At 60.9% G+C, this 24,912-nt stretch carries 18 protein-coding genes and 1 tRNA gene; 2 read left to right on the top strand and 17 right to left on the bottom strand.

What is annotated here, in order from left to right; translation table 11 throughout:
* Position 1: 1 nt before the first annotated feature.
* The 14 genes from F2982_RS09865 to F2982_RS09800 all read right to left on the bottom strand — a co-directional run bounded on the left by F2982_RS09865 (position 2) and on the right by F2982_RS09800 (position 20,647).
* Positions 2–8,524, bottom strand: a complete 8,523-nt coding sequence (locus F2982_RS09865) for a glucoamylase family protein (RefSeq protein WP_203429943.1) — start codon at positions 8,522–8,524, stop codon at positions 2–4.
* A gap of 331 nt (positions 8,525–8,855) precedes the next feature.
* Positions 8,856–9,017, bottom strand: a complete 162-nt coding sequence (locus F2982_RS09860; RefSeq protein ID WP_112718199.1) for a DUF1328 domain-containing protein — start codon at positions 9,015–9,017, stop codon at positions 8,856–8,858.
* A gap of 163 nt (positions 9,018–9,180) precedes the next feature.
* Positions 9,181–9,690, bottom strand: coding sequence for a DNA starvation/stationary phase protection protein (locus tag F2982_RS09855; protein WP_203429942.1), 510 nt, complete (start codon positions 9,688–9,690; stop codon positions 9,181–9,183).
* A 198-nt stretch (positions 9,691–9,888) separates the two neighbouring features.
* A complete protein-coding gene (locus F2982_RS09850) occupies positions 9,889–10,053 on the bottom strand; it encodes a hypothetical protein (RefSeq protein WP_199627972.1) in 165 nt (54 codons plus the stop codon).
* A gap of 138 nt (positions 10,054–10,191) precedes the next feature.
* A complete protein-coding gene (locus tag F2982_RS09845; RefSeq protein WP_112718195.1) occupies positions 10,192–10,383 on the bottom strand; it encodes a hypothetical protein in 192 nt (63 codons plus the stop codon).
* A 160-nt stretch (positions 10,384–10,543) separates the two neighbouring features.
* On the bottom strand, positions 10,544–11,293 hold the full coding sequence (locus tag F2982_RS09840) for an ABC transporter ATP-binding protein (RefSeq protein WP_112718193.1): 750 nt from the start codon (positions 11,291–11,293) through the stop codon (positions 10,544–10,546).
* Positions 11,290–12,123 carry an ABC transporter ATP-binding protein gene (locus tag F2982_RS09835; protein ID WP_203429941.1) on the bottom strand — a complete coding sequence of 278 codons (834 nt, stop codon included), beginning with the start codon at positions 12,121–12,123 and terminating at the stop codon, positions 11,290–11,292. Before F2982_RS09835 ends, F2982_RS09840 begins: the two co-directional genes overlap by 4 nt.
* Entirely contained in the window at positions 12,120–13,055 is a 936-nt protein-coding gene (locus tag F2982_RS09830; RefSeq protein ID WP_112718189.1) for an ABC transporter permease, read from the bottom strand. The genes F2982_RS09835 and F2982_RS09830 overlap by 4 nt, the downstream gene beginning before the upstream one ends.
* Positions 13,052–14,119 (bottom strand): ABC transporter permease, encoded by a 1,068-nt coding sequence (locus tag F2982_RS09825; protein WP_199627985.1) that lies wholly within the window; start codon positions 14,117–14,119, stop codon positions 13,052–13,054. The genes F2982_RS09830 and F2982_RS09825 overlap by 4 nt, the downstream gene beginning before the upstream one ends.
* An 18-nt stretch (positions 14,120–14,137) precedes the next feature.
* Positions 14,138–15,781, bottom strand: coding sequence for an ABC transporter substrate-binding protein (locus tag F2982_RS09820; RefSeq protein WP_203429940.1), 1,644 nt, complete (start codon positions 15,779–15,781; stop codon positions 14,138–14,140).
* 48 nt (positions 15,782–15,829) lie between these two features.
* Positions 15,830–16,888 carry a dipeptidase gene (locus F2982_RS09815; RefSeq protein ID WP_203429939.1) on the bottom strand — a complete coding sequence of 353 codons (1,059 nt, stop codon included), beginning with the start codon at positions 16,886–16,888 and terminating at the stop codon, positions 15,830–15,832.
* Between the two features lie 156 nt (positions 16,889–17,044).
* The gene (locus F2982_RS09810) at positions 17,045–18,070 is read right to left on the bottom strand and encodes an ABC transporter permease (protein ID WP_112718181.1); all 1,026 of its coding nucleotides are present in this window, start codon (positions 18,068–18,070) and stop codon (positions 17,045–17,047) included.
* A gap of 36 nt (positions 18,071–18,106) precedes the next feature.
* On the bottom strand, positions 18,107–19,648 hold the full coding sequence (locus F2982_RS09805) for a sugar ABC transporter ATP-binding protein (protein WP_203429938.1): 1,542 nt from the start codon (positions 19,646–19,648) through the stop codon (positions 18,107–18,109).
* A gap of 69 nt (positions 19,649–19,717) precedes the next feature.
* The gene (locus F2982_RS09800; protein ID WP_112718179.1) at positions 19,718–20,647 is read right to left on the bottom strand and encodes a sugar ABC transporter substrate-binding protein; all 930 of its coding nucleotides are present in this window, start codon (positions 20,645–20,647) and stop codon (positions 19,718–19,720) included.
* Between the two features lie 323 nt (positions 20,648–20,970).
* Between F2982_RS09800 and F2982_RS09795 the strand changes: the two genes are divergently transcribed.
* Positions 20,971–21,480, top strand: coding sequence for a DUF1993 domain-containing protein (locus tag F2982_RS09795; RefSeq protein WP_199627989.1), 510 nt, complete (start codon positions 20,971–20,973; stop codon positions 21,478–21,480).
* A 5-nt stretch (positions 21,481–21,485) separates the two neighbouring features.
* Here F2982_RS09795 and F2982_RS09790 read toward each other — a convergent pair whose 3' ends face one another.
* The 3 genes from F2982_RS09790 to F2982_RS09780 all read right to left on the bottom strand — a co-directional run bounded on the left by F2982_RS09790 (position 21,486) and on the right by F2982_RS09780 (position 24,264).
* Positions 21,486–23,036, bottom strand: coding sequence for an alkaline phosphatase family protein (locus tag F2982_RS09790; protein WP_203430046.1), 1,551 nt, complete (start codon positions 23,034–23,036; stop codon positions 21,486–21,488).
* Positions 23,014–23,997, bottom strand: a complete 984-nt coding sequence (gene galE, locus F2982_RS09785) for a UDP-glucose 4-epimerase GalE (protein WP_112718173.1) — start codon at positions 23,995–23,997, stop codon at positions 23,014–23,016. The genes F2982_RS09790 and galE overlap by 23 nt, the downstream gene beginning before the upstream one ends.
* Before the next feature lie 177 nt (positions 23,998–24,174).
* A tRNA-Ser gene (locus tag F2982_RS09780) sits at positions 24,175–24,264 on the bottom strand.
* A gap of 303 nt (positions 24,265–24,567) precedes the next feature.
* Between F2982_RS09780 and rplU the strand changes: the two genes are divergently transcribed.
* Positions 24,568–24,885: a 50S ribosomal protein L21 gene (rplU, locus tag F2982_RS09775; protein ID WP_112385937.1), complete on the top strand. Its 318-nt coding sequence runs from the start codon at positions 24,568–24,570 to the stop codon at positions 24,883–24,885.
* The last annotated feature ends 27 nt before the right edge of the window (positions 24,886–24,912 follow it).

Below are 24,912 nucleotides of genomic sequence, written 5' to 3'. Positions count from 1 at the left end.
GCTATCCGACCGGATATCCCTCAGAGGGATTGGCGATGTCGTTGCCGTTGATGGCCAGACTGTAGCCGCCGGGTTGGGACGATTTTGAGACCGAAATGCGGTATTTCACACCGGAATGTTCGACCTCTGCAGAGAAGCCATCCCAGCTGCTCGGGAGCGCCGGACGAACGAACAGGCGCCCGTCCTTCAGCCGGATTCCGAGGATGCCTTCGACGGCGGCGCGATAGAGCCAGCCAGCCGATCCCGTATACCAGGTCCAGCCGCCGCGTCCCTTGAGAGCGCCTTCGCCATAGACGTCAGCCGCGATCGTATAGGGCTCGACGCGATAGTGCTCGGCAGAACTCTTGTCGCGCGAATGCGTGATCGGGTTGAGCAGATCGAAGCAGGCGAGCGCATCGTCGCCGCGGTTCATCTCCGCCAGCGCCATGACCACCCAGGTCGCAGCATGCGTGTACTGGCCTCCGTTCTCGCGAACGCCCGGAGGATAGGCCTTGATATAGCCCGGATCCTTGGCCGAGGTCGCGAAAGGCGGAGTGAACAGCCGGATGATGCGCGTGTCGCGATCGACGAGACGGCTCAGAACCGCATCCATCGCCGTCTTAGCATGATCAGGATTGCCTTCGCCCGAGAGCACACTCCAGGACTGCGCGATCGAATCGATCTGGCATTCCAGGCTTTCCTTCGAGCCCAGCAGGCTGCCGTCGTCGAACGTGCCGCGGCGATAGTAGCCGCCATCCCAGCCAGCGCTTTCGAGAGCCGTCTTGAGTTCGCCGAGATGCTTGGTCCAGCGTTCAACGCGCGCCTTGTCGCCGCGTTCTTCGGCATAAGGCGTGAAGGAGCGAAGCGCACCGGCGAGGAACCAGCCGAGCCAGACGCTCGTGCCCTGTCCATGGATGCCGACGCGGTTCATGCCGTCGTTCCAGTCGCCGCCGAGGATCAGCGGCATGCCGTTCGAGCCGGTCCGCTTGATTGCTAGGTCGAGGGCGAGAGCGGCATGCTCGTAGATGCTCGCCTTGTCCTCGGAAATCTCGGGCTTGTAGAATGAGTCATGCTGTCCTTCGAGCAGCGCCGGTCCTTCAAGGAACGGCAGCTGCTCGTCGAGCACGGTCTTGTCGCCGGTGACGCTGCAATAGTGGTGGATACCGTAAGCAAGCCAGACGACATCATCCGAGATCAGCGTGCGGACGCCCGCCCCCGTTCCCGGCAGCCACCAATGCTGGACGTCACCTTCACGGAACTGCCGCGAGGCGGCGTTGACGATCTGGTTACGGGCCAGCGAAGGCTCTTGCAGCACGAATGCCAGGGTATCCTGCAGCTGGTCGCGGAAGCCGAAGGCACCACTTGCCTGATAGAAGGCCGAACGCGCCATGATACGGCAGCCGAGGCTCTGATAGGGCAGCCAGGCATTGATGAGATTGTTCATACCCTGATCGGGAGTCGTAATCTGCACCTTGCCGGTAAAGCCCTGCCAGAAGTCGCGGTTTGCCTGAACGGCATCCTCGATGCTGGCCGACCGGATTTCCTTCGCAAGCGCTGCCGCTTCATCCCTGGACGCGGTATCGCCCATGAAGAAGGTGACGTCGCGTGCTTCACCCGGTGCCAGCGTGATGTCGATTGCCAGCACAGCGGCCGGATCACCATCGAGCTCGTTCGAGCCGGAGAGTGGAACGGAGGGCTTCAGCGCCTGCGGCGCCTGGATCGTACCGGCCTTGCCGATGAACTCGCGGCGGCTGGTGCCGAAGCTCGAAGGCTTCTCGCTGGCGCCGAAGAAGGCCACCCTGTTCGAGAAATCGATGCTGTATTGGTTGCCGGCAAACAGCGTTCCGGTTTCCTCATCCGCCGAGGACAGGATGAAGGGAACGGTGCGCTGCGGATTGTTGCCGAGTACCCACTCTACATAGCCGTAGAGCCTGAGCTTGCGGGCGCCGGCGCCGTTGTTGCGCAGGCGAACGCGCTGCATCTTGACCGGCTTTTCGCGATGGACGGTCTGGGTGACCTCCATGGCGATATCGTTCTGCTCGCTGGAGAAGACCGAGTAGCCGAGACCGTGGCGGGTTTCGAAACGCGCATCGGCGCGCTGCGACAGACCGGCATAGGGCGTCAGGATGTCATTGTTGTCGAGATCGGCGACATAGATCGCTTCGCCCGAACGGTTGACGACGGCATCGTTCGACCAGCTGGTCAGCTGATAGTCGCGCGAGTTGACCGACCATGTGAAGCCGGCGCCTTCGGCCGAAACGTGGAAGCCGAACTTGTCGTTCGAGATCACGTTGATCCACGGCTGCGGCGTTGCCGTGCCGCCGGCGAGGCGAACGACATACTCGCGGCCGTCGCGGGCAAAGCCGCCAAAGCCGTTCCAGAAGTCCAGATCGCCCTGCTCTTCGATTTCGGCAGGCAGGGGGCGCGGCTTGATGACCGGCGCGATACGCTTCGTTGCCGTCATCTTGCTGCGCTCGGCAGCCTTCTGCATCTCTTCCTGCTCTTCCTTGGAGGGCGAGCGGAGCGCGATGGCGCGGTTGATCTGATCAAGTACCTTGCCGTTCTTCGCATGGAAGGTGACGCGGGCAGCGGCCATCAGCGCGTGATAGGTCGTTTCCTCCATCAGGTCCTTGCGCACGGCAAAGATATGCTGGCGCAGACCATCGGCCTGGCCCATGCGGCGGACGTTTTCGCACATCTGGTCGACAGCGTGCTGCATATCCTGGGCATAGGAGGAGGCGCGCTCATTCATGATCACGAGATCGGCGGTGACGCCACGCGAGCGCAGATATTCCTGCGCCAGCAGCGCTTCGCGAACGATATCGAGATCCATGTCGTCGTTGATGCGCAGCATGAAGATCGGGAAGTCGCCCGAAATCGCCAGCGGCCAGAGCGACGACTGCGATGCCATGCCGGCCTGAACCGAGGCGTCGGAGCGCATATCCATATCCGGATAGACGAGATGACGGCCGAGATGCTGGAAGGCGGCAGCCTGCTGCGAGGTGACGCCGACATGGCGCATCTGCACCTGCGTGCGCGTCCATGCCTGCACCAGCTCGTGCTGGAAGGCATCGGCGTGACGATAGCGCTCGACGGCCTTGTCCACGTCGTCGCGGCTCGGCGCAGCGATGGTCCAGAAGATCACGATAACCTTCTTGCCGGCCGGCACGCGAACCGTGCGGCGCAGCGACAGGATCGGATCGAGCGTGAAGCCTTCGCTGCCGGACAGCGTCGCGCCCGGATCGAATGCAGCCGCATCGGCAAGGCTGCGGCCACGGCCGAGGAACTTGCGACGATCGGTTTCGAACTCGGTCTGGCGCTGCGGACCGGCGCTGTCGACGATCAGATGCGCGATGCTCATGTTCGCTTCATTCGGGTCGCGCTTGTTGCGCTCGGCGCGGATGACGTCACCGCGCTTGCCGAAGTCGGTCTTGACGAACATGCGGGCAAAGGCCGGGTGAGCATTGTCCGTATCATCGGTGGTGATCACCGGCTCCATATAGGAGGTGACCTCGATGAACCGGTCTTCGGTGCCCATGTTGAGCAGCGTCAGGCGGCGGCCTTCGGCATCATGCTCGGTGGCGACGATGCATTCGACTTCGCTCGTCAGATCGCCGACGATCTTGGTGAACTCCGCCTTTTCATCGGCAAAGAGCACATTGACCTTTTCGCCTTCGACGCTCTTCGGCTCCGCGGTCGCCGACCACCATTCGTTGGTGGCGGTGTCGCGCAGGAAGATGAAGCTGCCCCAGCGGTCTTCGGTCGGATCGGGCTTCCAGCGGGTCACGGACTGGCCGTTCCAGCGGGCATAGCCGGCGCCGGTCGCCGTCAGCATCATCGAATAATGGCCGTTCGACAGGAACACGAGCTCGCGGTCGCGCGACAGCGGGTCGGCGATTTTGCGCAGTTCCGGACGCAGCAGGTCGTCCTGGATGCTGGCAGGCGTATCCGACTCGTGCTTGCCGCTCATCACCGGGATGTCGCGCGGCGCCTTTTCCTGCAGCAGCAGTTCGGCGGCTTCGATCACCGGATCGGAATGGAAGAGCTCGCGCAGGTGGCCGTTGAAGGCGACGTTGGCGACAGCCGCAATCGACATGCCATGGTGGTGGGCATAGTAGTTATAGACCACCGCGCATTTCTTGCCTTCCGGAACGCGGGTCGGCGTGAAGTCGACAGCGTCATGGAAGCCGTACTTGCCGAGCGCGCCGAGACCGCGCAGGCGCTCAAGGTTTTCGAGGGCTGCCTTCGGATCGTACTGGCTGGCAAGGATCGATGCGTAGGGCGCGATGACGGCGTTGTGGCCGAGACCACGCTTCAGGCCGAGCGTCGGCACACCGAAGTTGGTGTACTGGTAGTTCATGTTATGGTCGCGGGCATTGAAGGCCGCTTCCGAGATACCCCACGGAACGCCCAGCTTGCGGCCGTAATTCATCTGCTCGACGATCACGAGATTGTTGGTCTGGTTGAGAATACCACCACCGCGCTCCTGCATGACGAGCGGCGGCATCAGGTATTCGAACATCGAGCCGGACCAGGAGACCAGCGCGCCGCGCGAACCCACGGGAACGACCTGACGTCCCAGGCGGTACCAGTGCTCCGTCGGCAGGTCGCCCTTGGCGATACCGAAGAGCGAAGTCAGGCGGCATTCCGACGCCAGAAGGTCGTAGCAGGCCTGGTCGAGCTCGCCGCTTTCGACGCGGTAGCCGATCGACAGAAGACGCCGCTCCGGACGGAACAGGAACGAGAAGTCCATCGAGAAGGCCAGGTCACGGGCCTTGTCGCGGAGAGCGATCAGGCGCGGACGCAGCGGATCGATATTCGACAGATCGTAGGTGCTGTCGGAAATATGCGCTTCGCAGACCTTCACCAGCTGCTCGGCCCAGCGGGTCAGTTCGCCGCTGAGCGACGACTTGACTTCGTGGTCGAGGTTGGCGGCGAGCTTCTGGATATCGCGTGCGAGAACCGCAAGGTTGATGACGCGGATCGAGGCGAACTCATGCTCGCGTTTGACGGCGGCAAGGGCGTTCTGGAAGCCGATGATGCGCTCTTCCAGACGGCGGCGCAGCGGACGCACGGTCTTGCGATCGTCAGGCAAATCGGCCAGCACTTCGCCGAGAATGCCGGCGGTATCGCCGACGCCATCGAGATTGCCCTGCATATGTGCCGACGGCGCTTCCGCCCAGTTGCGGCAGGCGGATGAGACGGCAATCAGGTGACCGGCAAGGTTACCGCTGTCGACGGCCGAGACGTAGCGCGGGCCAAGCGTCTGCAGTGTATCAGTGTGATACCAGTTGTAGAGGTGACCACGGTACTTCTCCATCTTGTCGATGGTGGCGATCGTCTTCTCCAGCCGGTCAATCGTCTCCTCGAAGGAGAACCAGCCGAACTGGCGGCCTGAGACGACCGAGAGAAGATAGACGCCAATATTGGTCGGCGACGTACGGGTCGCGACGATCACATGTGGCGTCTCCTGCACGTTGTCAGGCGGCAGATGGTTCTGCTCGGCCGTCGTGAACGTGTCGAAATAGCGCCAGGTGCGGCGGGCGATCTTACGGAGCTCGATCGAGTCCTTCTCGGCCACTTCGAGCCGGTCTTCGGTCTCTGCCGACTGGCTCACGTAGTAGGCAACGAGCGGCGAGAGGATCCAGAGAACGGCAAACGGAATGCCGACGAGGAAGGCGCTATCGCCCGAAAGTGCCGCGAAGGCGAGGGCGAGCACGGCCAGAACCGGAGCATGCCACATCGCCTTGTAATAGGAGCTGATCGTGCCCTGCTTGCCAGCCTGAACGCTGGCGGCGGTGCGCCATTGCAGCATCAGCTTGTGGCTGACGAACAGGCGGTAGAGCGAACGGCCAATGGCATCGGCCATCATGCAGGCGGTATCGGCGATAAAGACGATACGCAGCGCCACTTGCGCGTTGGCAGCCCGGATATCCGACCAGACAGTGTAAAGATGAGCGCGCGCGACGATATCGCTGGTGCGCGGAATGATGCCGTTGATGAGCGACAAGGTCGGCGCAACAAACAGGCAGAAGATCAGCAGGATCTGCCAGACGAGCGCGCCGAGCGGGCCCATGAAATACCAGCCGAGAACCGACGCAAAGAACCAGGCGATCGGCGTCAGCGAGCGGCGCAGGTTGTCGAACATCTTCCAGCGGCCGAGCGCGGTGACGCCGTATTTCGGATTGAACATGTAAGGCAGCAGCTGCCAGTCGCCACGCGCCCAGCGATGCTGGCGCGAGGTTTCGACTTCGTAGCGGATCGGGAAGTCTTCGACGAGCTCCAGATCGGTGACGAGCGCGCAGCGCGCCATGGAGCCTTCGAGAAGGTCGTGGCTGAGAACCGAGTTCTCGTCGATACGACCCTTCAGCGACGCCTCGAAGGCGTCGACGTGATAGAGGCCTTTGCCCGTAAACGTGCCTTCGCCTGCGAGGTCCTGATAGACGTCGGAAACCGTGAAGACATAGGGGTCGAGACCGCGGTTGATCGAGAAGACGCGCTGGAAGACCGAGGCATCCTTGCCCGTCGTCAGCGACGGCGTGACGCGCGGCTGCAGAACGCCGTAACCGCTTTCCACACGGCCGGTTTTCGGGTTCAGAACCGGACGGTTGATCGGATGGTAGAGCTTGCCGACAAGCTTGGTGACCGCATCGCGCATCAGGCGCGTGTCGGCATCGAGCGTCATGACATACTGGACGTTTTCAGGAACGATGTTGGCGCCCGGCAGATAGGTCGTATCGCTGTCGCCGCGCAGCAGCATGTTCAGCTCATGCAGCTTGCCGCGCTTGCGCTCCCAGCCCATCCAGGCGCCTTCGGCCGGATTGTAGAGGCGACGGCGGTGCAGCAGGTAGAAGCGGGTCTTGCCATCGAAGGCGTAGCGGGCCGAGAGGTTCGCAATCTCGCGGCGGGCATAGTCCAGCACTTCGAGATCGTTGGCGGTTTCCTCGACCTGGCTGTCCGGCCAATCGCTGAGCAGCGAATAATAGATCTCACCGCGCGGGTTCGCGAGATAGTGGACCTCGAGATTGCGGACGAGTTCATCGACACTGTCGCGATTGGAAATCAGGCAGGGAACGACGACGAGCGTGCGCGCGTCTTCCGGAATGCCTTCCTTGAACTCATAGCCGACGAGACGCGACGGCGTCACGAAGAAGGATAGCACGGTATTGAAAAGACCCGTCGCGCCTTCCGAAGCCGGTAGCGAAAACATGATCAGGAGAACGATGATCTCCGCCGGGCTCATGCCGGCATTCGCCATGAACTTGCCGACGATGACCATCGCCAGGATCGTCAGCAGCGCCACGGGCACGGCGATCGACAGCCAGTTGAACTTGCGGACGGTGCGGACGAAATGCTGGACGAGCGTCGGGCGGTAATTGGCCCGCACCTCGAATTTCGGCCGATGCATGCCGGCCAGGAATCCGCCGACATTCGGCTCATGCGGCTGCGGCTCGTCGGAAGCCTTGGCCTCCTCCGTCATGTCGAGAGCCAGCTGCGCCACTTCCATTTCGGTCAGCGGCGAGCGCTTGGCGAGCTTTTCGATCTGCTTGCGATATTTGTTTCGCGAGCCGGAATCGAGAATGCCGTAATCCGACTTGTCCCAGAGCAGCTTGTCGACATGGCTGACCTGCTCGACCCAGACGGACCATTCGGTATCGTCGATCTCGCGCAGGCTGCGAATGATGTTGCCCATCGTCACGTTGCCCGAAGACAGGCGGCTATGCTCCGCCATCGTCGCTTCTTCGGTGTCGCGGCCGAGCGAGGCAAGACGGTCGTCCAGCCAGGCGATCGCCAGGCTTGAGGATTGCGAGCCATCACGCATGCGGTAGAGGAACTGCGTCGAGAACGTATTGTCCTCGGCCAGCGTCTCCAGCGACTTCAGATATTCGGCAGCCTTGGCCGGATCGGCGAGACGCACGAGCTCGTCGGCAGCCTCATTGGCGCGGCGGCGCATGCGCCGGCTGCGCTCGACGCGGCTCGAGATGCGGCGGAGGTTTTCGACGAGCACGTAGCGCACCAGCGACGGCACCGCCCAGAGCTCGCCGATCTTCAGCGTCTCGACCTGCTGGAAGCCGTCAACCAGCGCCGTCAGGCTTTCCTGCGAGACCGTGCTGTGTGTATGGGCGACATAGAGCCAGGCGAGCACGAGCGTGCGCGGCACCTGCGTGCCGCCGACATTGACGGTCGGCAGTTCGCGGTAGAAACGGCGCGGAAAGTCGCGGCGGACTTCCTGGATCGCCTCTTCGACGATGTAGTGATTATCCAGCAGCCATTCCGCAGCGGGCGTGATGGTCTCGCCCGATTCCACATCCGCGGCCGTCGTCCGGTAGACCCGCAGGATCTCCTTCTCGTTCTCCTTGTGCCGCGCGAAGAAGTCGAAAGGCGCGAAGGCAGGAAGCGAATCCGCCCCGCTGCGGGCGACTGCTTCGCCCATCGCCTTGATGTCTTCGATGGAGAGGTAGGTCGAACGGATCGAGTCGTTATGATCGATCTGCTTCACTTCGGAATCGCGCGACGGGCTCGGAGACGGATTGGAAATTGACATGGGTTCGGTTCTGGATCCAAACGAAGTTATGGTAATTTTGGCTAGCCTTTTGCACCGGCAAATATGACTGCCGCATGAACGGCAATGCAGTGTTGTCGAAAGAAGTTATTGCGGCCGATTTTTCGATGCGAAACGGTTTAAGCCCTATCTCAAGGCATGGCTTCGCACGATCTGGCCGTCTTTCTCTGCCCCTCCCGCAAAGCCATCTCGGGAAAGTTGGACACCAACCCGATAATTCAAGTCAAGAGCTAAGAAATGGCACGCATCGCATGAAAAATCCGGCGCCGCGAAGGCACCGGATTGTCACGATCGGGAGGGGAGATCCCGGCCGTCAGCGCCTGACCAGACGCATGACCAGCGACACGACGAAAAGCACCAGGAACAGGAAGAACAAGACCTGCGCAATGGAGGCCGAAGCGCCTGCAATACCGCCGAAACCAAGCAGGCCGGCGATCAGGGCGACGACGAGAAATACGAGAGCGTAATAAAGCATGCCCATCTCCTTTGGTTTGCCTGCAAATGGAACGGCCAGCAAGCACCAAGGTTCCGTAGCGCTGTCGAAAATCTTTTCGGATCAAAGAGTTGCAAAAGAAAAGGCGCATGGTTTTGATCCATGCGCCCTTGCAGCGGCGGTACGGCGCAACGCGCGCCCACGCCTACTTTGCGATGATCGCCTTGAGCATCCAGAGGGCTTTCTCGTGGAAGGTCAGGCGATCCGTCAGCATGTCCGTCGTCACCAGGTCGCCGTTCTCGTCGGCTGAGGTTCCGGCCTCGCGCATGGCGCGGCAGGCCGCTTCGTGATCTGCAATCAGATCGAGCACCATGTCTTCGGCCGTCAGCTGGCTGAAATCGCGGTTCGACGGAGCAAACTTGGCAGCGTCGCTGATATGGGCGGGCGCCAGATGGCCGAGCGCGCGGATACGCTCAGCAACGATATCGGTCGCTTCGAAGAGGGTGTTGTAATGCTCCTCGGTCAGCTCATGCAGAGGCTTGAACAGCGGGCCGACGACATTCCAGTGATAGATGTGGCTCTTGATGACCAGATGATAGGTATTGGCCAGGATCGCCGACAGGCTCTTGGCCATGTCGGCACAATATTTGTCGGACAGTCCGGTCTTGACCGAGACGTCGCGTGATTTCGGCTTTAGTACGGCGGTATTTGCCATCGTCCTCTACTCCTGACTGGAAACGCTAGACAGCGTGGAACAGGTGGAGCAGAATGATGACTGGGATCGGAATTGCCGATGAGCCAGAGCAACACGCCTCTCACACCCATTCTCCTTGCGCTGAATGCGTGATTGGAGAATGCCGCGAATGGCACATTGTTCCGAAGGAAAGGCACCGGCCAGCGCCGGTGCACGAGATCAGCCGATCAGGCCGAATACGAGTGCAGCAACGAATGCGAAAGCTGCTGTCAGCAATGCTGCGTTGATGCCCAGCTGCAGTTTGCCGCGCATGGAGAGCGGCTTCTTTGCCGGCACGGAACCATAATGGTTCGCGTGAGTATGCGATATACCCAGGTCTGCCATGTGTTGCCTCCGTCTGTTCTCTTTGATGCGGGCGTCATGCCTCGCATCTTTATTCTTATATTCTCTATCAGGTAGGTAGAGATAAAATTCCTTCCAGAGGCAGCCGGGTAGAAAATCTCACCGGTGCCGGAAGAAAGCTCAGCAGAGAGTGCGCCAGGCCCAGATCAACGACCGTTCGATCGCGTTTTCCTCGCGCTGTGCAGCAGCGGAGATATCGATGAGGCGGCGGTCTTTTTCGGCGGGAATGCTAACGACGGGTGGTTCGGCACGCTCGGCCTTTGCGGCCGGCGGCTCGAGATATCCCATGGTCATGCCACCGAGAAAGAACATCCCTTACCTCCATGATCACGAAAACTAACAATCGTTAACGGGATCATGACAGATGGGACGGGCCTGTCAATAGTCTAGTCGAATGGTCGTCTTTTAACGCTACGTTAACCTTAATAGGGATGTCGAGGCAGCCTTTTCAAATATTTGAAAAGGCTGCGCTTCAGGCTTTGACGAAACCCTTGCTCGCGACCATCAGATTGCGGGTGTATTCTTCCTGGACATCGGCCCGGGCGAGCTCAGCCGAGCTCAACCGCTCGACAACGGCACCGCCGCGCATCACGGCGAGGCGCTCGCACATGTGAGTGACGACGCCGAGATCGTGGCTCACCATCACGAATGTCAGCTTGCGGTCGCGGCGGATCTGCTCCAGCAGATTGAGCACTTCGGCCTGCACCGAGGCATCGAGCGCCGAGGTCGGCTCGTCTAGCAGCAGCACCGAAGGTTCGACGATAAGCGCCCGGGCGATCGCCACGCGCTGTCGCTGGCCGCCGGAAAGCTGATGCGGATAGCGGAAGCGGAAACCGTTTCCGAGGCCGACCTCGTCGAGCGCCCGCTCGATACGCCTCTCGCTGTCGCCGATGCCGTGGATGGCGAGCGGCTCGAGCAGCAGGCGGTCGATCGTCTGGCGCGGGTGAAGCGAGCCGTAGGGGTCCTGAAACACCATCTGGACGCTGCGATAGAAAGCCTTGCTGCGCTTTGCGCCCTGCAGCGCCTCGCCATGAATGCGGATCGTACCGGAACTGACGGGCGCGAGCCCGGCAACCGCGCGCAGCAGCGTCGACTTGCCGGATCCGGATTCACCGACCAGCCCGAAGGATTCGCCGGTGGCCACCTCGATGCTGACATCCTTCAGCGCATGGAAATCGTCATAGACGACGCCGAGCTTTTCGACGGAAAGTGCAGCACTCATGCGGCCCACTCCGGCTTGCGGTCGAGAACCGGCAGCGGATGGCGATCCTCGCCGATCTGCGGCATGCAGCTCAACAGGCCCTGCGTGTAGGGATGCTGCGCATTCTTCAATTCCGATGCCTTCAATTCCTCCACGATCTTCCCCGCATACATGACGATGACCCGGTCGCAGAAGGAGGAGACGAGGCGCAGGTCGTGCGAGACGAAGATCAGTCCCATGCCACGCTCGGAGACGAGCTTGTCCATGATCTTCAGCACATCCAGCTGAACGGTCACGTCAAGGGCTGAGGTCGGCTCGTCTGCGATCAACAGTTCGGGTCCGGCGATCAGCATCATGGCGATCATCGCGCGCTGCCCCATGCCGCCCGAGACTTCGTGCGGATAAAGATCGAAGACGCGCTTGGGATCGCGGATCTGCACAGCCTCCAGCATGGCGAGCGCCCGCTCCTTGGCTTCCGAGCGGCCGACCTTCTCATGGGTCTGCAGCGTCTCGCAGATCTGCCTTCCGATCGACATGACCGGGTCGAGCGAATATTTCGGATCCTGCAGAACCATGGCGATACGCTTGCCGCGCAGCAGGCGGCGCTGCTTGGCAGACGCGCTCAGCAGATCGATGCCGTTGAAGTTGAGCGTGTCGGCACTGACGATGGCATGTCTCGGTGTCAAGCCCATGATCGCCCGGCCCGTCTGCGACTTGCCGGAACCGGATTCGCCAACGATACCGAGACGTTCCTTGCCGAGCGTGAAGGATACGCCGCGCACGGCCTCGATCACGCCGGTGCGGGTCGGATAGCTGACGCGCAGGTTCTTGACGTCGAGAAGTTCGGTCATTGGCCGCTCTCCTTCGGATCGAGCGCATCGCGCAGGCCGTCGCCGAGCAGGTTGAAGCCGAGGCTGACGATCAGGATGGCGATCCCAGGCATGGCTGCGACCCACCACTGGTCGAGAATGAAGCGGCGTCCGGAGGCGATCATCGCGCCCCATTCCGGCAGCGGCGGCTGGGCGCCGAGGCCGAGGAAGCCGAGACCGGCAGCCGTCAGGATGATGCCGGCCATATCAAGCGTTACGCGCACGATCAGCGACGAAATGCAGAGCGGCATGACATGGCGGATGATGATGCGGATAGGCGAGGCGCCCATCAGCTTCACCGCCGAGATATAGTCCGACCGCCGCACCGTCAGCGTTTCCGCGCGGGCGATACGGGCATAAGGCGGCCAGGAGGTGATCGCGATTGCGATGACGGCATTCTGAATGCCGGGACCGAGTGCGGCGACGAAAGCAAGCGCCAGAACCAGCTTCGGGAAAGCCAGAAAGATATCGGTGATGCGCATCAGCGTCGCATCAACCCAGCCGCCGGCATAGCCGGAAACCGTACCGACGATCAGCCCGATCGGCGCGGAGATGATGGCGACGAGAACGACGACGAAGAGGGTGAGCCGCGAGCCGTAGATCAGGCGCGAATAGATATCACGACCCTGATCGTCGGTACCGAGCAGATAGCCCTCACTGCCGGGCGGCAGCAGCCGCGCATTCTTGAGATCGCCGATAACGGGCGAATGCGTTGCCAGCAGATCGGCGAAGGCGGCGACGAACAGCAGGGCGATGATGATCGCCAGGCCGACGACGGCAAGCCTGTTCGCCGTAAACTGGCGCCAGGTGACATAGGCACGCCCGAGACGCGCCTGCATGCGCGATTGCGGACGATCGGAAAGCAGCCATTCGCGGCGGCTCATGGGACGTGTCTGGTTGACCGGAACCGTCATCGGCTTCGCGTCCTTGGGTCGAGTGTCCGGTAGAGAAGGTCGGACAGAAGGTTGATGCCGATGAAGACCGTGCCGATGACGATCGTGCCGCCAAGCACGGCGTTCATATCGGCGCTCTGCAGCGAATTGGTGATGTAGAGGCCGATGCCGGGCCAGGAGAATACCGTCTCCGTCAGCACCGAGCCTTCCAGCAGACCGGCATAGGAAAGCGCGATCACGGTCACCAGCGGCACCGCGGCATTGCGCAGCGCATGGCCCCATATCACTCGCGTTTCCGAGAGGCCCTTGGCGCGCGCCGCGACGATATATTCCTGGCTGAGCTCGTTCAGCATGAAGCTGCGCGTCATGCGGCTGATATAGGCGAGCGAGAAATATCCGAGCAGCGATGCCGGCAGGATGATGTGGCGGAAGACATCATAGAAGACGTCCCACTGCCCCTGCCAGGCGCTGTCGAGCAGATAGAAGCCAGTGATCGGCGTGAACGTATATTCGAAGACGATATCGATACGGCCCGGGAAGGCCACCCAGCGCAGCTTCGCATAGAAGATGACCAGCGAAATCAGCGCCAGCCAGAAGATCGGCACCGAATACCCGACGAGGCCGATGACACGCACCACCTGGTCGGCGAGGCTGCCGCGGCGGACGGCGGCGAGAACGCCGAGCGGAATACCGATGACGGCGCCGATGATCGTGCCGCAGGTCGCAAGCTCGATCGTCGCCGGGAAGGCGCGGCGAATATCGGTCATCACGGGGTTCGTGGTCAGGACCGAATTGCCGAAATCGCCGGACAGGATGCCCTTGAGATAGATGTAGAACTGCTCGTAGAGCGGCAGGTCGAAGCCCATTTCGCGGCGCACGCGCTCGACGACATGGGTCGGCGCCCGGTCGCCGAGAATGGCGAGTACCGGATCGATCGGCACCACGCGGCCGATGAAGAAGGTGACGGCCAGCAGGCCGAGATAGGTGGTCACCGCAGCGATCAGGAAACGCCCGATCGCCTTGGCAAGCGGAATGGCACGGCCCTTCGCGGGCCGCGCCTCCGTCTTGGTTTCGGTAATGCTCAACGAACCAATCCTACCGGACTATTCCTTGGCAATCGGACCGACATAGTTGGTGTCGAAGCTCGGGCCGAGTTTGAAGTCCTTCAGGCTCTTGCGATAGCCGGCCACTTCGATCTGCTGGAAGATGAAGACGAAGGGGCTGTTTTCCAGGTACTTCTTCTGGATGTCCTGATACATGGCGGCGCGCTTGGCACCGTCACGCTCGAGCAGAGCGGCCTTGGCTTCCTTGTCGAGTTCGGGCGCCTCGAATGTGTTGCGCCAGGCGAGCGTCTTGTTGGTGCCGGCGTCGGAATTATCCGGGTTCGCCGTGAAGGTATCGGCATTGGAGTTCGGGTCGAAATAGTCCGAGCCCCACTGGCCGATATACATGTCGTGCGTGCGGGCGCGATACTTGGTCAGCGTCTGCTTGCCGTCGCCCGGGATGATCTCCAGCTTCACGCCGGCCTGCGCCAGCGTCTGCTGCATGGATTCGGCAATGCCGGTGACCGGCTGCGTGTTGCGCACATCCATGGTGACAGAGAAGCCGTCCTTGAGACCTGCCTTGGCGAGCAGTTCCTTCGCCTTGGCGACGTCGAGCTTGAAGGGGTTCTCGTCGAGAGCGCCCAGCTGGCCCTTCGGCAGGAAGGTCTGGTGGACTTCGCCGATGCCCTTGATCAGCGTCGCGCCGATCGCGTCGTAATCGACGAGATATTTGAAGGCTTGCTGAACTTCAGGCTTCTTCAGGTTCTCGTTCTTCAGGTTGAGGCTGACGTAATAGATCGTGCTCTTCGGCGCATCGGTCGTTGCCAGATCGGCATTCTTCGAGACGGCATCGAGATCGCCCGGCTCAAGGTTGCGGGCGATATCGATATCGCCGGCCTCAAGCGCCAGGCGCTGCGCCGAGCTTTCCTTCATGTAGCGGTAGATGACACGGTTCAGCTTCGGCTTGTCGCCGTAATAGTTGTCGTTGCGCTCCATGACGACGACTTCGTTGGCGCGCCATTCGCGCAGCTTGAAGGCACCCGAGCCAGCATAGCCGGTCTTCAGCCATTCATTGCCGAAGTCGTTGTCATACTTGTGGTCCGCGTCGACGGTCACAGGCTTCACATGGTCCAGGACCAGCTTCTTGTCGACTACCGAGGCGACGGTCGCCGTCAGGCAGTTCAGCACGAAGCTCGGCGCGTAGGGCTTGTCGACGGTGAAGACGAAGGTGTTCGGGTCGGCAGCCTTTGCCTTTTCGGTGACGTTGTCGCCGGTCAGGCCGAACTGGGTCAGAATGAAGGCGGGGCTCTTGTCGAGCTTGACGGCGCGTTCGAACGACCAGGCAACGTCTTCGGCGGTGACGGGATTGCCGGAAGCGAACTTCAGGCCCGGCTTCAGTTTGAACGTATAGGTCAGGCCGTCGTCGGAAACGGTCCAGCTTTCCGCGAGATCACCCTTCACCTTCGAGGTGTCGGACATGTCGAGGCGAACCAGCAGGCTGTAAGTGTTGCTGGTGACTTCGGCCGTCGAGAGCTCGAATGCTTCGCCCGGATCCATGGTGATGATGTCGTCGATGGCGAAGCCTTCGACCAGCGTGTCCTTCGGCGTTTCAGCGAAGGCTGCGGGTGCGGCCATCATGAGAAGCGAGAGTGCGGCACCGGCGGAAAGTGCGCGGAAGCTGCGGTTGATTTTGGTAATCATCATTGGTTCTGTTCCCCTGTTTTTGATTGATTACAAAGCAGTTTTCAGGCCTTAGACGTCCTTCTCCCTCCACGCCGAAGCCAGGATTCTCAGCCAGTTCTCGCTGGCAAGTTTTTTGAGATCGCTTTCACCATATCCACTGTCCCGGAGAGCGGCAATCAGCTTCTGGTTGCCTGCAGCATCGCCGATTTCGTCGGGAATCGTCGCCCCGTCGAAGTCGGATCCGAGCGCGACGCAATCGATGCCGACGCGATCGACGAGGTGGTTGACGTGGCGGATCATGTCGGAAAGCGGCGTCTCGCCATCCGAGCGGCCGTCGGCGCGCAGCATCGCCGTCGCATAGTTCAGGCCGACCAGCCCGTTACATTCCTTGATCGCATCGAGCTGCTTGTCGGTGAGGTTTCGGGCGACCGGCGTCAGCACGTGGGCGTTGGAATGGGTGGCGACCAGAGGCTGATCGCTGGTCTTGGCGACATCCCAGAAGCCCTTCTCGGTAATGTGCGACAGGTCGATCATGATGCCGAGGCGATTGCACTCGCGCACCAGCTCGAAACCGGCATCCGTCAGACCAGGCGCGGTATCCGGGTTTTTCGGAAATGCGAACGGAACGCCATGCCCGAAGACATTGTGGCGGCTCCAGACGGGACCGAGCGAGCGAAGACCCGCAGCATGGAAAACCTCGAGCGCCGCCAGATCGGCACCGATCGCCTCGCAGCCTTCCATATGCATGACGGCGGCAAAGATGCCCTCTGCCATCGCCTTGCGGATATCCTTGACACTGCGGCACAGCCGCCATGCGTCAGCCTTATCCAGCCGAAGCGCGATCGCCGCCATCTCAGTGGCAATGCCAAGCGAGGGAAGACGGTCGAGAGGTGCTGCAAGCGGCGTCTCGTAATGGCCGTTCTCGTCAGGGTCGGCGAAGACGAGATCGCCGGAGGGAATGTAGATGGCGCAGAGACCGCCGGCCAGACCGCCCTTGCGGGCACGCGGCGCATCGATATGGCCTTGCGTCGTTCCGTTCAGAAATTCGGCAACCGGATCGGCGCCATCCCTTTCATGTGTCCAAAGCCTGAGGAGAACGTCGTTGTGGCCATCGAATACGAGCTGCATCTGTCTTCCTGCTCTACCCTTCCGGGCAAATATCAAGCGACAACAATAGAAAGGCTGGAAAAATAGACCAGCCCCTTTTTTAGAAATTTGCGGCACTGCCGAAAGAAGCCGCAAACATGAAAACGGGGCCCTGAGGCCCCGTCATTTTTTCATGTTTCAGTGCTTGGCGCGTTTCTTCTGCCTGTAGACGTCGACGACGACGGCAGCGACGATGATCACGCCCTTGACGATCTCCTGATAGTAGGCGTCCACCCTGAGGAAGGTGAACCCCGAGGTCATGACGCCAAGGATGATCGTGCCGATGACAGTACCGGTGATGCGTCCCACGCCGCCCGTCAACGATGTGCCGCCGATGACAGCCGCGGCGATCGCATCGAGCTCATACATCACACCCATGCCTGCCTGCGCCGTCTGTGCGCGGGCTGCGGTGACGACACCTGCGAGACCGGCGAGCAGACCGGCGATCGCATAGACCTTGATGAGGTGCGCCTCGATATTGATACCCGAGACACGCGCCGCCTGCATGTTGGCGCCGATCGCATAGGTGAACTTGCCATAGCGGGTGTAGCGCAGGGCGATGTGGAAGATCAGCGCGACGACGAGGAAGACGATGACAGGCCAGATGCCGGTGCCGATGAAATTGAACTGGTCGGTCAGGCCGGAAACCGGCTGCCCCTTGGTGTACCACTTCGAAATACCGCGCGCCGAGACCATCATGCCGAGCGTGGCGATGAAGGGCGGAATCTTCGTCTTGGCGATCAGCTGGCCGTTGATATAGCCGGCCAGAAGGCCGATCAGCAGGCCGATGCCAATCGGCACGAAGAACGGCATGTCGGTCAGACCAGGATAGAGCGCGCGCGGCCAGGTGGAGGCCTGGGCAAAACTCGCCGCGATCATCGCCGTCATGCCGACCACCGAACCCGACGAGAGATCAATACCGCCGGTGATGATGACCTGCGTCACGCCCACCGAGATGATGCCGATGACCGACACCTGCAGGATCATGATCGTCAAGCGCTGCGGGTTCATCAGGAAGCTCTGTCCGATGAAGATCCAGCCGAGGATTTCATAGACGAGCGCGATGCCGATCAGCACCAGGAAGATGCTGAGTTCCGGCGGTATCCGGCGGCGGCGTGCCCGTGTCACGAGCGGGGCCTGGCCCTCGGCTGCCTCTGTGTTCATGTCAAACCTCCCTTGATGGTTGGAGCGGCGGCGCGATCACTGCGCGGCAAGCTCCATCACCTTCACCTGTGTTGCTTCGTCGCGATTGAGGAATCCGGTCACTCGGCCTTCATGCATGACCATGACACGATCGCTCATGCCGAGCACCTCGGGCATTTCCGATGATATCATGATCACCGCCACGCCGGTGCGCGCCATTTCCGTGACCAGCCGGTGGATCTCCGCCTTGGCGCCGACGTCGATACCACGCGTCGGTTCGTCCAGAATGAGGATCTTCGGGTTGGTCAGCAGCCAGCGGCCGATCAGCACCTTCTGCTGATTGCCGCCCGAAAGGTTTTCGACCCGCTCGTTGAGATTGGGCGTCTTCACGCGCAGCTTGCGCGCCATCTCCTCACAGGTCGCCTCGATCGCGCGTTCCTGGACGAAACCGCCCTTGACGAACTGGTCGTGCAGCACGGCGATCTGCATGTTCTCGAGCACGTCGAGAATGAGCAGACAGCCCGTATCCTTGCGGTCTTCCGTCAGGAATGCCATGCCGTTCTGGATCGCCACGGCCGGGGAACTGATATCCACCTTCTTGCCGAACAGCTCGATCGTGCCTGAGCTCGCCGGCGTAACACCGAAGAGCGTTTCGGCGACGTTCGAACGGCCCGAGCCGACAAGACCGGCAACACCGAGAATTTCGCCTGCGCGCACGTCGAAGGAGACATCGTGGAAGACGCGCTTCAAAGTGAGATTCTTGACCGAAAGCACGACGTCGCCGATCGGGACTTCTTCCTTCGGGAACATCTGGGTGATCTCGCGGCCAACCATCATACGAATGATGTCGTCGCGCGTCACATCGGTCGATGCATGCGTGCCAATATACTTGCCGTCGCGGAACACCGAGAATTCGTCGGCGATCTCGAAGAGCTCGTTCATCTTGTGGGTGATGTAGACGATACCGATGCCCTGGGCGCGCAGATCGCGAATGATCTGGAAGAGATGTGCAACCTCACGCTCGGTCAGCGCCGAGGTCGGCTCATCCATGATCAGGACATCTGAATTGTAGGAAACCGCCTTGGCGATCTCGACCATCTGCCGGCTGGCGACGGAGAGGTGGCGAACTTCGATCTCGGGATCGAGGTCGATATTCAGCCGCTTGAAAAGATCTTCGGTCAGCCGGTACATTTCGCGATGATCGACGAAACCGAGCCGGTTCTTCGACTCGCGGCGGATCCAGATGTTTTCGGCAACCGTCATGAACGGCATCAGGTTCAGTTCCTGATGGATCATGGCGATACCGTTTTCCAACGCGTCGAGCGGCGACTTCAGCTGGATCTCGATACCCTTCAGCCGCACCTCACCCTTGTCGGGCGTATAGATGCCGGCGAGAATCTTCATAAGGGTGGATTTACCGGCGCCGTTCTCGCCCATCAGCGCATGGACGGAGCCGCGCTTCAGACGGAACTGCACATCATCAAGCGCCACGACGCCTGGAAATTCCTTGCGCACACCTTCGGCGCTCAGCAGGTATTCCGCATTCGGAACGGCCCCGCTGGCGCGCACGGCAGCCATGGTGGACGGGCTCACAGCCATCTTCATTTCTCCGGATACGGCAGAGGAGTTGGATGCGGGCGAGCGCCCGCATCCGCGACGACAGTCACCTTAGTTCTTGGTGACGAAGTCCTTGACGTTTTCAGGAGTTACGAGCTGGAAGGGGATGTAGACCTTCTTGTCGATCTTTTCGCCCTTGGCGAGCTTCAGAGCCGCATCGAGCGAGCCCTTGCCCTGACCGGCGGCGTCCTGGAACACGGTGACGTCGAGATCGCCTGCCTGCATCGCAGCCAGTGCATCCTGCGTGGCATCAACGCCACCGATCACGTAGTCCTTCATGTCCTTGCCGGCGGCCTTGAGAGCCTGGATCGCGCCGATCGCCATTTCGTCGTTGTTGGAGATGACGGCGTTGAACTCGAGACCGCTGGACAGCCAGTTGCTGACGAGGTCGGAGCCCTGGGTACGATCCCAGTTTGCAGTCTGCTCTTCGACGATTTCGATGCCCTTGCATTCATCGGTCTTCACGACGTCATGAACGTCCTGGGTACGCATGCGGGCAGCCTGGTTCGAGAGCTCGCCCATGATGACCACGGCCTTGCCCTTGCCACCGAGAAGACGGCAGACTTCCTTGGTTTCCAGCGTGCCGGATTCCTGTTCGTTGGAAGCGACGAAGGCCTGGTTGTCAGGCAGCGTATCAATGTTCACCGGCTGGCGGTTGACGTAAACAAGCGGGATGCCAGCATCGGCAGCGAGCTTCGACATGGCAGCCGTCGCATCGGTATCGACAGGGTTGACGATGATCGCATCGACCTTGGAAGCGATGAAGTTCTGGATCTGGCTCTGCTGCTTGGCGACGTCGTTCTGCGCGTCTTCGACCTGCAGCGTCACGCCGCTCAGCGTCTTCGAGTAGTCAACCATACCGTTGCGAAGAACGGTCAGGAAGTTGTCGTCGAACTTTGCCATCGACACGCCAACATTTGCAGCGTGAGCCGCCGTCGACATGACAAGCGCCATAGCGGTGCCCAGGATAAACTTTTTCATTTTATTTCCTCCACAAAGCGGTGTCCGGCAGCACCCTCCTCACGCCGGAACTTCGGGCCCAGCCCAAAAGCCGTAATTCCAATGTACCGCCACTCCCGTGAGGCGGCTCCGTCAAAACGGAACAAACAAACCGTAAAATTTGCCTGACGGAATATTCATTCCATTTTCCGGGCGGGACGTCAACTCTTTTTAAAGCAATGGCGAAAGGACCCTCGCCAAAAAAAGTCTGGCAGCCGCAGCGTGCGACGATGCAATCGTCATCAGGCGCGCCTAGATAAGCGCCTTCAGCGGCCTGCTGAACTCATTGCCCAAAGGAGATTTCAATGTCTGTTTCCATGTACCGGCTGACCGTTCCGGTCTTTCAGCGCGGATTGAAAACGCTTGCCGCCTATCTCGACAAGGCGGAGGCTTACGCGAAGGAAAAAGGGATCGATTCCAGCATCTTGGTGAACGCAAGACTGGCGCCTGACATGCTTTCGCTCGCCGGCCAGTTTCAGCGCGCTACCGATACCGCGAAGTTCGGCATCACCCGCCTCACCTCGACCGACGCACCGAAATTCGAAGATAACGAAACGACGGTCGCCGATCTGCGCGAACGCCTCGCCAAGGCCGAAGCCTATCTGGCGACGGTTACGCCCGACATGCTCGATGGCGCTGCAAAGGCCGAAGTCACCCGCCAGATCGGCGGCAAGACGGTAACGCTGAGCGGCGACGAATATCTCGCCACGTTTGTGCTGCCGAACTTCTATTTCCACATCGGCATGGCACACGCCATCCTGCGCAACCAGGGCGCCCCGGTCGGCAAGATGGACTATCTCGGCAATTTCGGCTGAACGCTTCAGGGCCGGTAAGACACCGGCCCTTTTTCCGTCAGTTCGGTATAGGCAAGCGTCTGATCGAGGTGCCGCGCCCTGAGCGACAGCAGCTTTTCCGCATAGGCAAGCCGCATTCCCGCATGCGCGGGATCGGCGGCAAGGTTCCGCAGCTCCGTCGGATCAGCCTTTAGATCGAAGAGCAGTGGCGGCAGCGCCGAGAAATGCACATATTTGAACTGTTCGTCGCGGATGACCGCGAGATTGCACTGATTGGGCCTTAGCCCGAAATGCGCCTCGGCATCACCGCTGGCGATCTCCCGGAAGTCAAACTCCCAGAAGGCCGCATCCCGCCACTGACCGGCATCCGTGCCATCGACAAGCGCGCGCAGCGAACCGCCATCGAGCCCGTTCTGAGCGCTCATGCCAAGCGTTTCGCAAAGCGTCGGGAAGATATCGGCAGCGCTGGTGAACTGGCTGACGGTCGCGCCTTTTTGCCCGGCGCGCGGATCGCGGATAACGAGCGGGATGTGATAGCTGCCGTCGAAGAAGCCGCCCTTCCCCAGCATCCAGTGGTCGCCCATCATCTCGGCATGGTCGGAGGTGAAGATGACGATCGTGTCGTCCCAGGTCCCCGCATCTTTCAGCGCCTGCCAGATCCGCCCGAGCTGCGCATCCACCTCGGCGATCATCCCATAGTAGATCGCCCGGATTGCTGCGAAATCATCGGCATCCCAATCGTTGACCGGGCCTCTGGCGCCATAAATGAAGCTGCCCTTGCCGCTCCTCGGCATCGCATAGGCAAGATAGGGATGCGCCTCCATCTCCGCTTCAGCGGAAGAGGCACGCGCGAAGGCCGGCCCGTCACCGGGCCTGAACATCGCGCCATAGGGCTCCGGCACCGAAAACGGCGGATGCGGGCGGAGAAAAGAGACATGCGCAAACCAGGCATCCTCCTGCTCGCCGAGCCAGCGAATGAATTCACCCGCCAGAAAGGCCGTCTGCGTCTCGTCTTTTGAATAGGCCGGGCTGCCGGCCGATATTTCACCCGCCTGTGCCCCGGCCGGAATATGCATATCGCGGTTCACCGCGTCGGCATGCCCGCGCGACCGAAGCCAGGACAGCCACTGCTTTTCATGCTCCGGCAACAACTGCCGTGCGGTGAAACCCGGCAGCAGGCCTTCATAGCTCGTCAGATGCGGATCACGGGCATCGAGTGCCCGCGGATCCGGCGCCGTATCGGTATAGCCGAATAGCGTCGGATCATAGCCCGCCCGCCGCGCCATCAGCGCCAGATTGTCGAAACGACGGTCGAGCGGCGACCCGTTCCGGCAGACCCGGTGGTTCATCTGATAGAGGCCGGTATAAAGTGTCGCCCGCGCCGGGGAGCAGGGCGCCGCCCCGGCATAATGGTTGCGAAACAGCACGCCCTCGCCGGCGAGCGCATCGACACCAGGCGTCCGCACGGTGGGATGGCCGACTGCAGAAAGGCAATCGCCGCGCCATTGATCGGCGGTGATCAGGAGAACGTTCGGACGTCTGCTCAAGGCTGCCTCAGTGCTGGTTGGTACGCGAATGCCAGTTCCAGGCGGAGCTTATGATCTGCGACAGATCATATTGCGGCACCCAGCCGAGCACATCGCGCGCCTTGTCGTTATTGGCAACCAGCGTATGCGAATCACCCTCGCGGCGGCCAATATAGTCGACCGGGAACGGCCGGTTCGACACATCCTCGATCGCCCCGAGCAACTCCTTCACGGTCGTGCCGGTACCGGTGCCGAGATTGAGCGCCACCGAATCACCGCCGCGCAGCAGATATTCGACCGCGCGCACATGGGCGTCGGCCAGATCCAGCACATGAATATAGTCACGCACGCAGGTGCCGTCGCGCGTCTCGTAGTCGCTGCCGAACACCTTGAAGCCTTGGCGGCGGCCGAGCGCGGCATCGATCGCCAGCGGGATCGCATGCGTTTCGGGATCATGCCACTCGCCGATCCGGCCCTCGAAATCGGCCCCGGCCGCATTGAAATAGCGCAGAATCACCGAGCGCAGGCCCTTATACTGGTCATAATCGGCCAGCGCCTGCTCGACGATATACTTCGTCCGTCCGTAAGGATTGATCGGTACCTGCCGGTGCTGTTCGTCGAGCGGTACGCTCTGCGGCAGGCCGTAGGTCGCGCATGTCGAGGAAAACACGAAGGCATTGATCCCGGCCGCCTGCGCCGCCGACAGCAGCGTCAGCGTACCCACCACATTGTTCTCATAGAAGGCAACGGGATCCTTGACCGATTCGCCGACCTCGATCAGCGCCGCGAAATGCAGGATCGCCGAAGGCTTGTGTTTCGCCAGCACCTCGTCGAGCCGCGCCCGGTCCCGGATATCCCCTTCCTCGGCTGGCCCCCATTTGACGAATTCCCGATGACCATTCGAGAAATTGTCGAAAACGACGGGCTTATACCCCTTGTTCGCCAGATCGAGGCACGTATGCGAGCCGATATAGCCGGCTCCGCCGACCACGAGAACAGTTTCACCTGCCATGCACCACCTTTGTTGCCGTATCGGATGACAGGAACCTAGAGGAGATAAACGGCAAGAAAAAGGGGACTGACCGAGAGATGCTGCAGAGCAGCAAAAGAGGTATAGGAAGGCTTAGCTCGGGTGGCGAGCGCTGTGCCGAAATGTCGGACCCGGCAAGAACTATGCTTGGAAGATGAATGGCGGAGAGGGTGGGATTTGAACCCACGGTACCCTTGCAGGCACGCCGCATTTCGAGTGCGGTACATTCAACCACTCTGCCACCTCTCCGCAGTTCTGGTTGGCGCTGTTGGGCGCGGGCTGTCTCATAGCGATAGAATCACGGACTGGCAAGACGAAATTGAGAAGCTTTTTCATCCTTCTGCCTTGACAGATTTTTGACACTCGTCTATCCCGCGTCCGCAATAGGCGTGGAAAAGTCCGTGCCTTGCCCGCTCCTCGCTCGCGTGGAGCTTCACCGGCAGACAGAGTTTGGGGCATCCGCCCTGAAATCCCTGCTTAACACAGACTGATAAAAAGACGGCCACCTGCATCTTGCGGGGAGAGCTGGATCGAACATGAAAGGATTAAACAATGTTCGCAGTCATCAAGACCGGCGGTAAGCAGTACCGTGTGGCAGCAAACGACGTGCTGACCATCGAGAAGCTTGAAGCATCCGCTGGCGACTCCATTGAATTCACCGAAGTACTCGTCATCGGCGAAGGCGCCGATGCGGCGATCGGCGCACCCTTCGTCAAGGGCGCATCGGTAAAGGCCGAAGTGGTCGAGCAGAACCGTGGCAAGAAGGTCATCGCCTTCAAGAAGCGCCGCCGTCAGAACTCGAAGCGCTCGCGCGGTCATCGCCAGCATCACACGGTTGTCCGTATCACGGACATCCTGGCAGCCAAGTAATCGGTTTCGGGCAACAAGGTTTAAAGG

It is taken from the genome of Rhizobium sp. BG4 (genome assembly GCF_016864575.1).
GTDB lineage: Bacteria > Pseudomonadota > Alphaproteobacteria > Rhizobiales > Rhizobiaceae > Rhizobium.
This window is presented reverse-complemented; position numbering and strand designations above follow the sequence as displayed.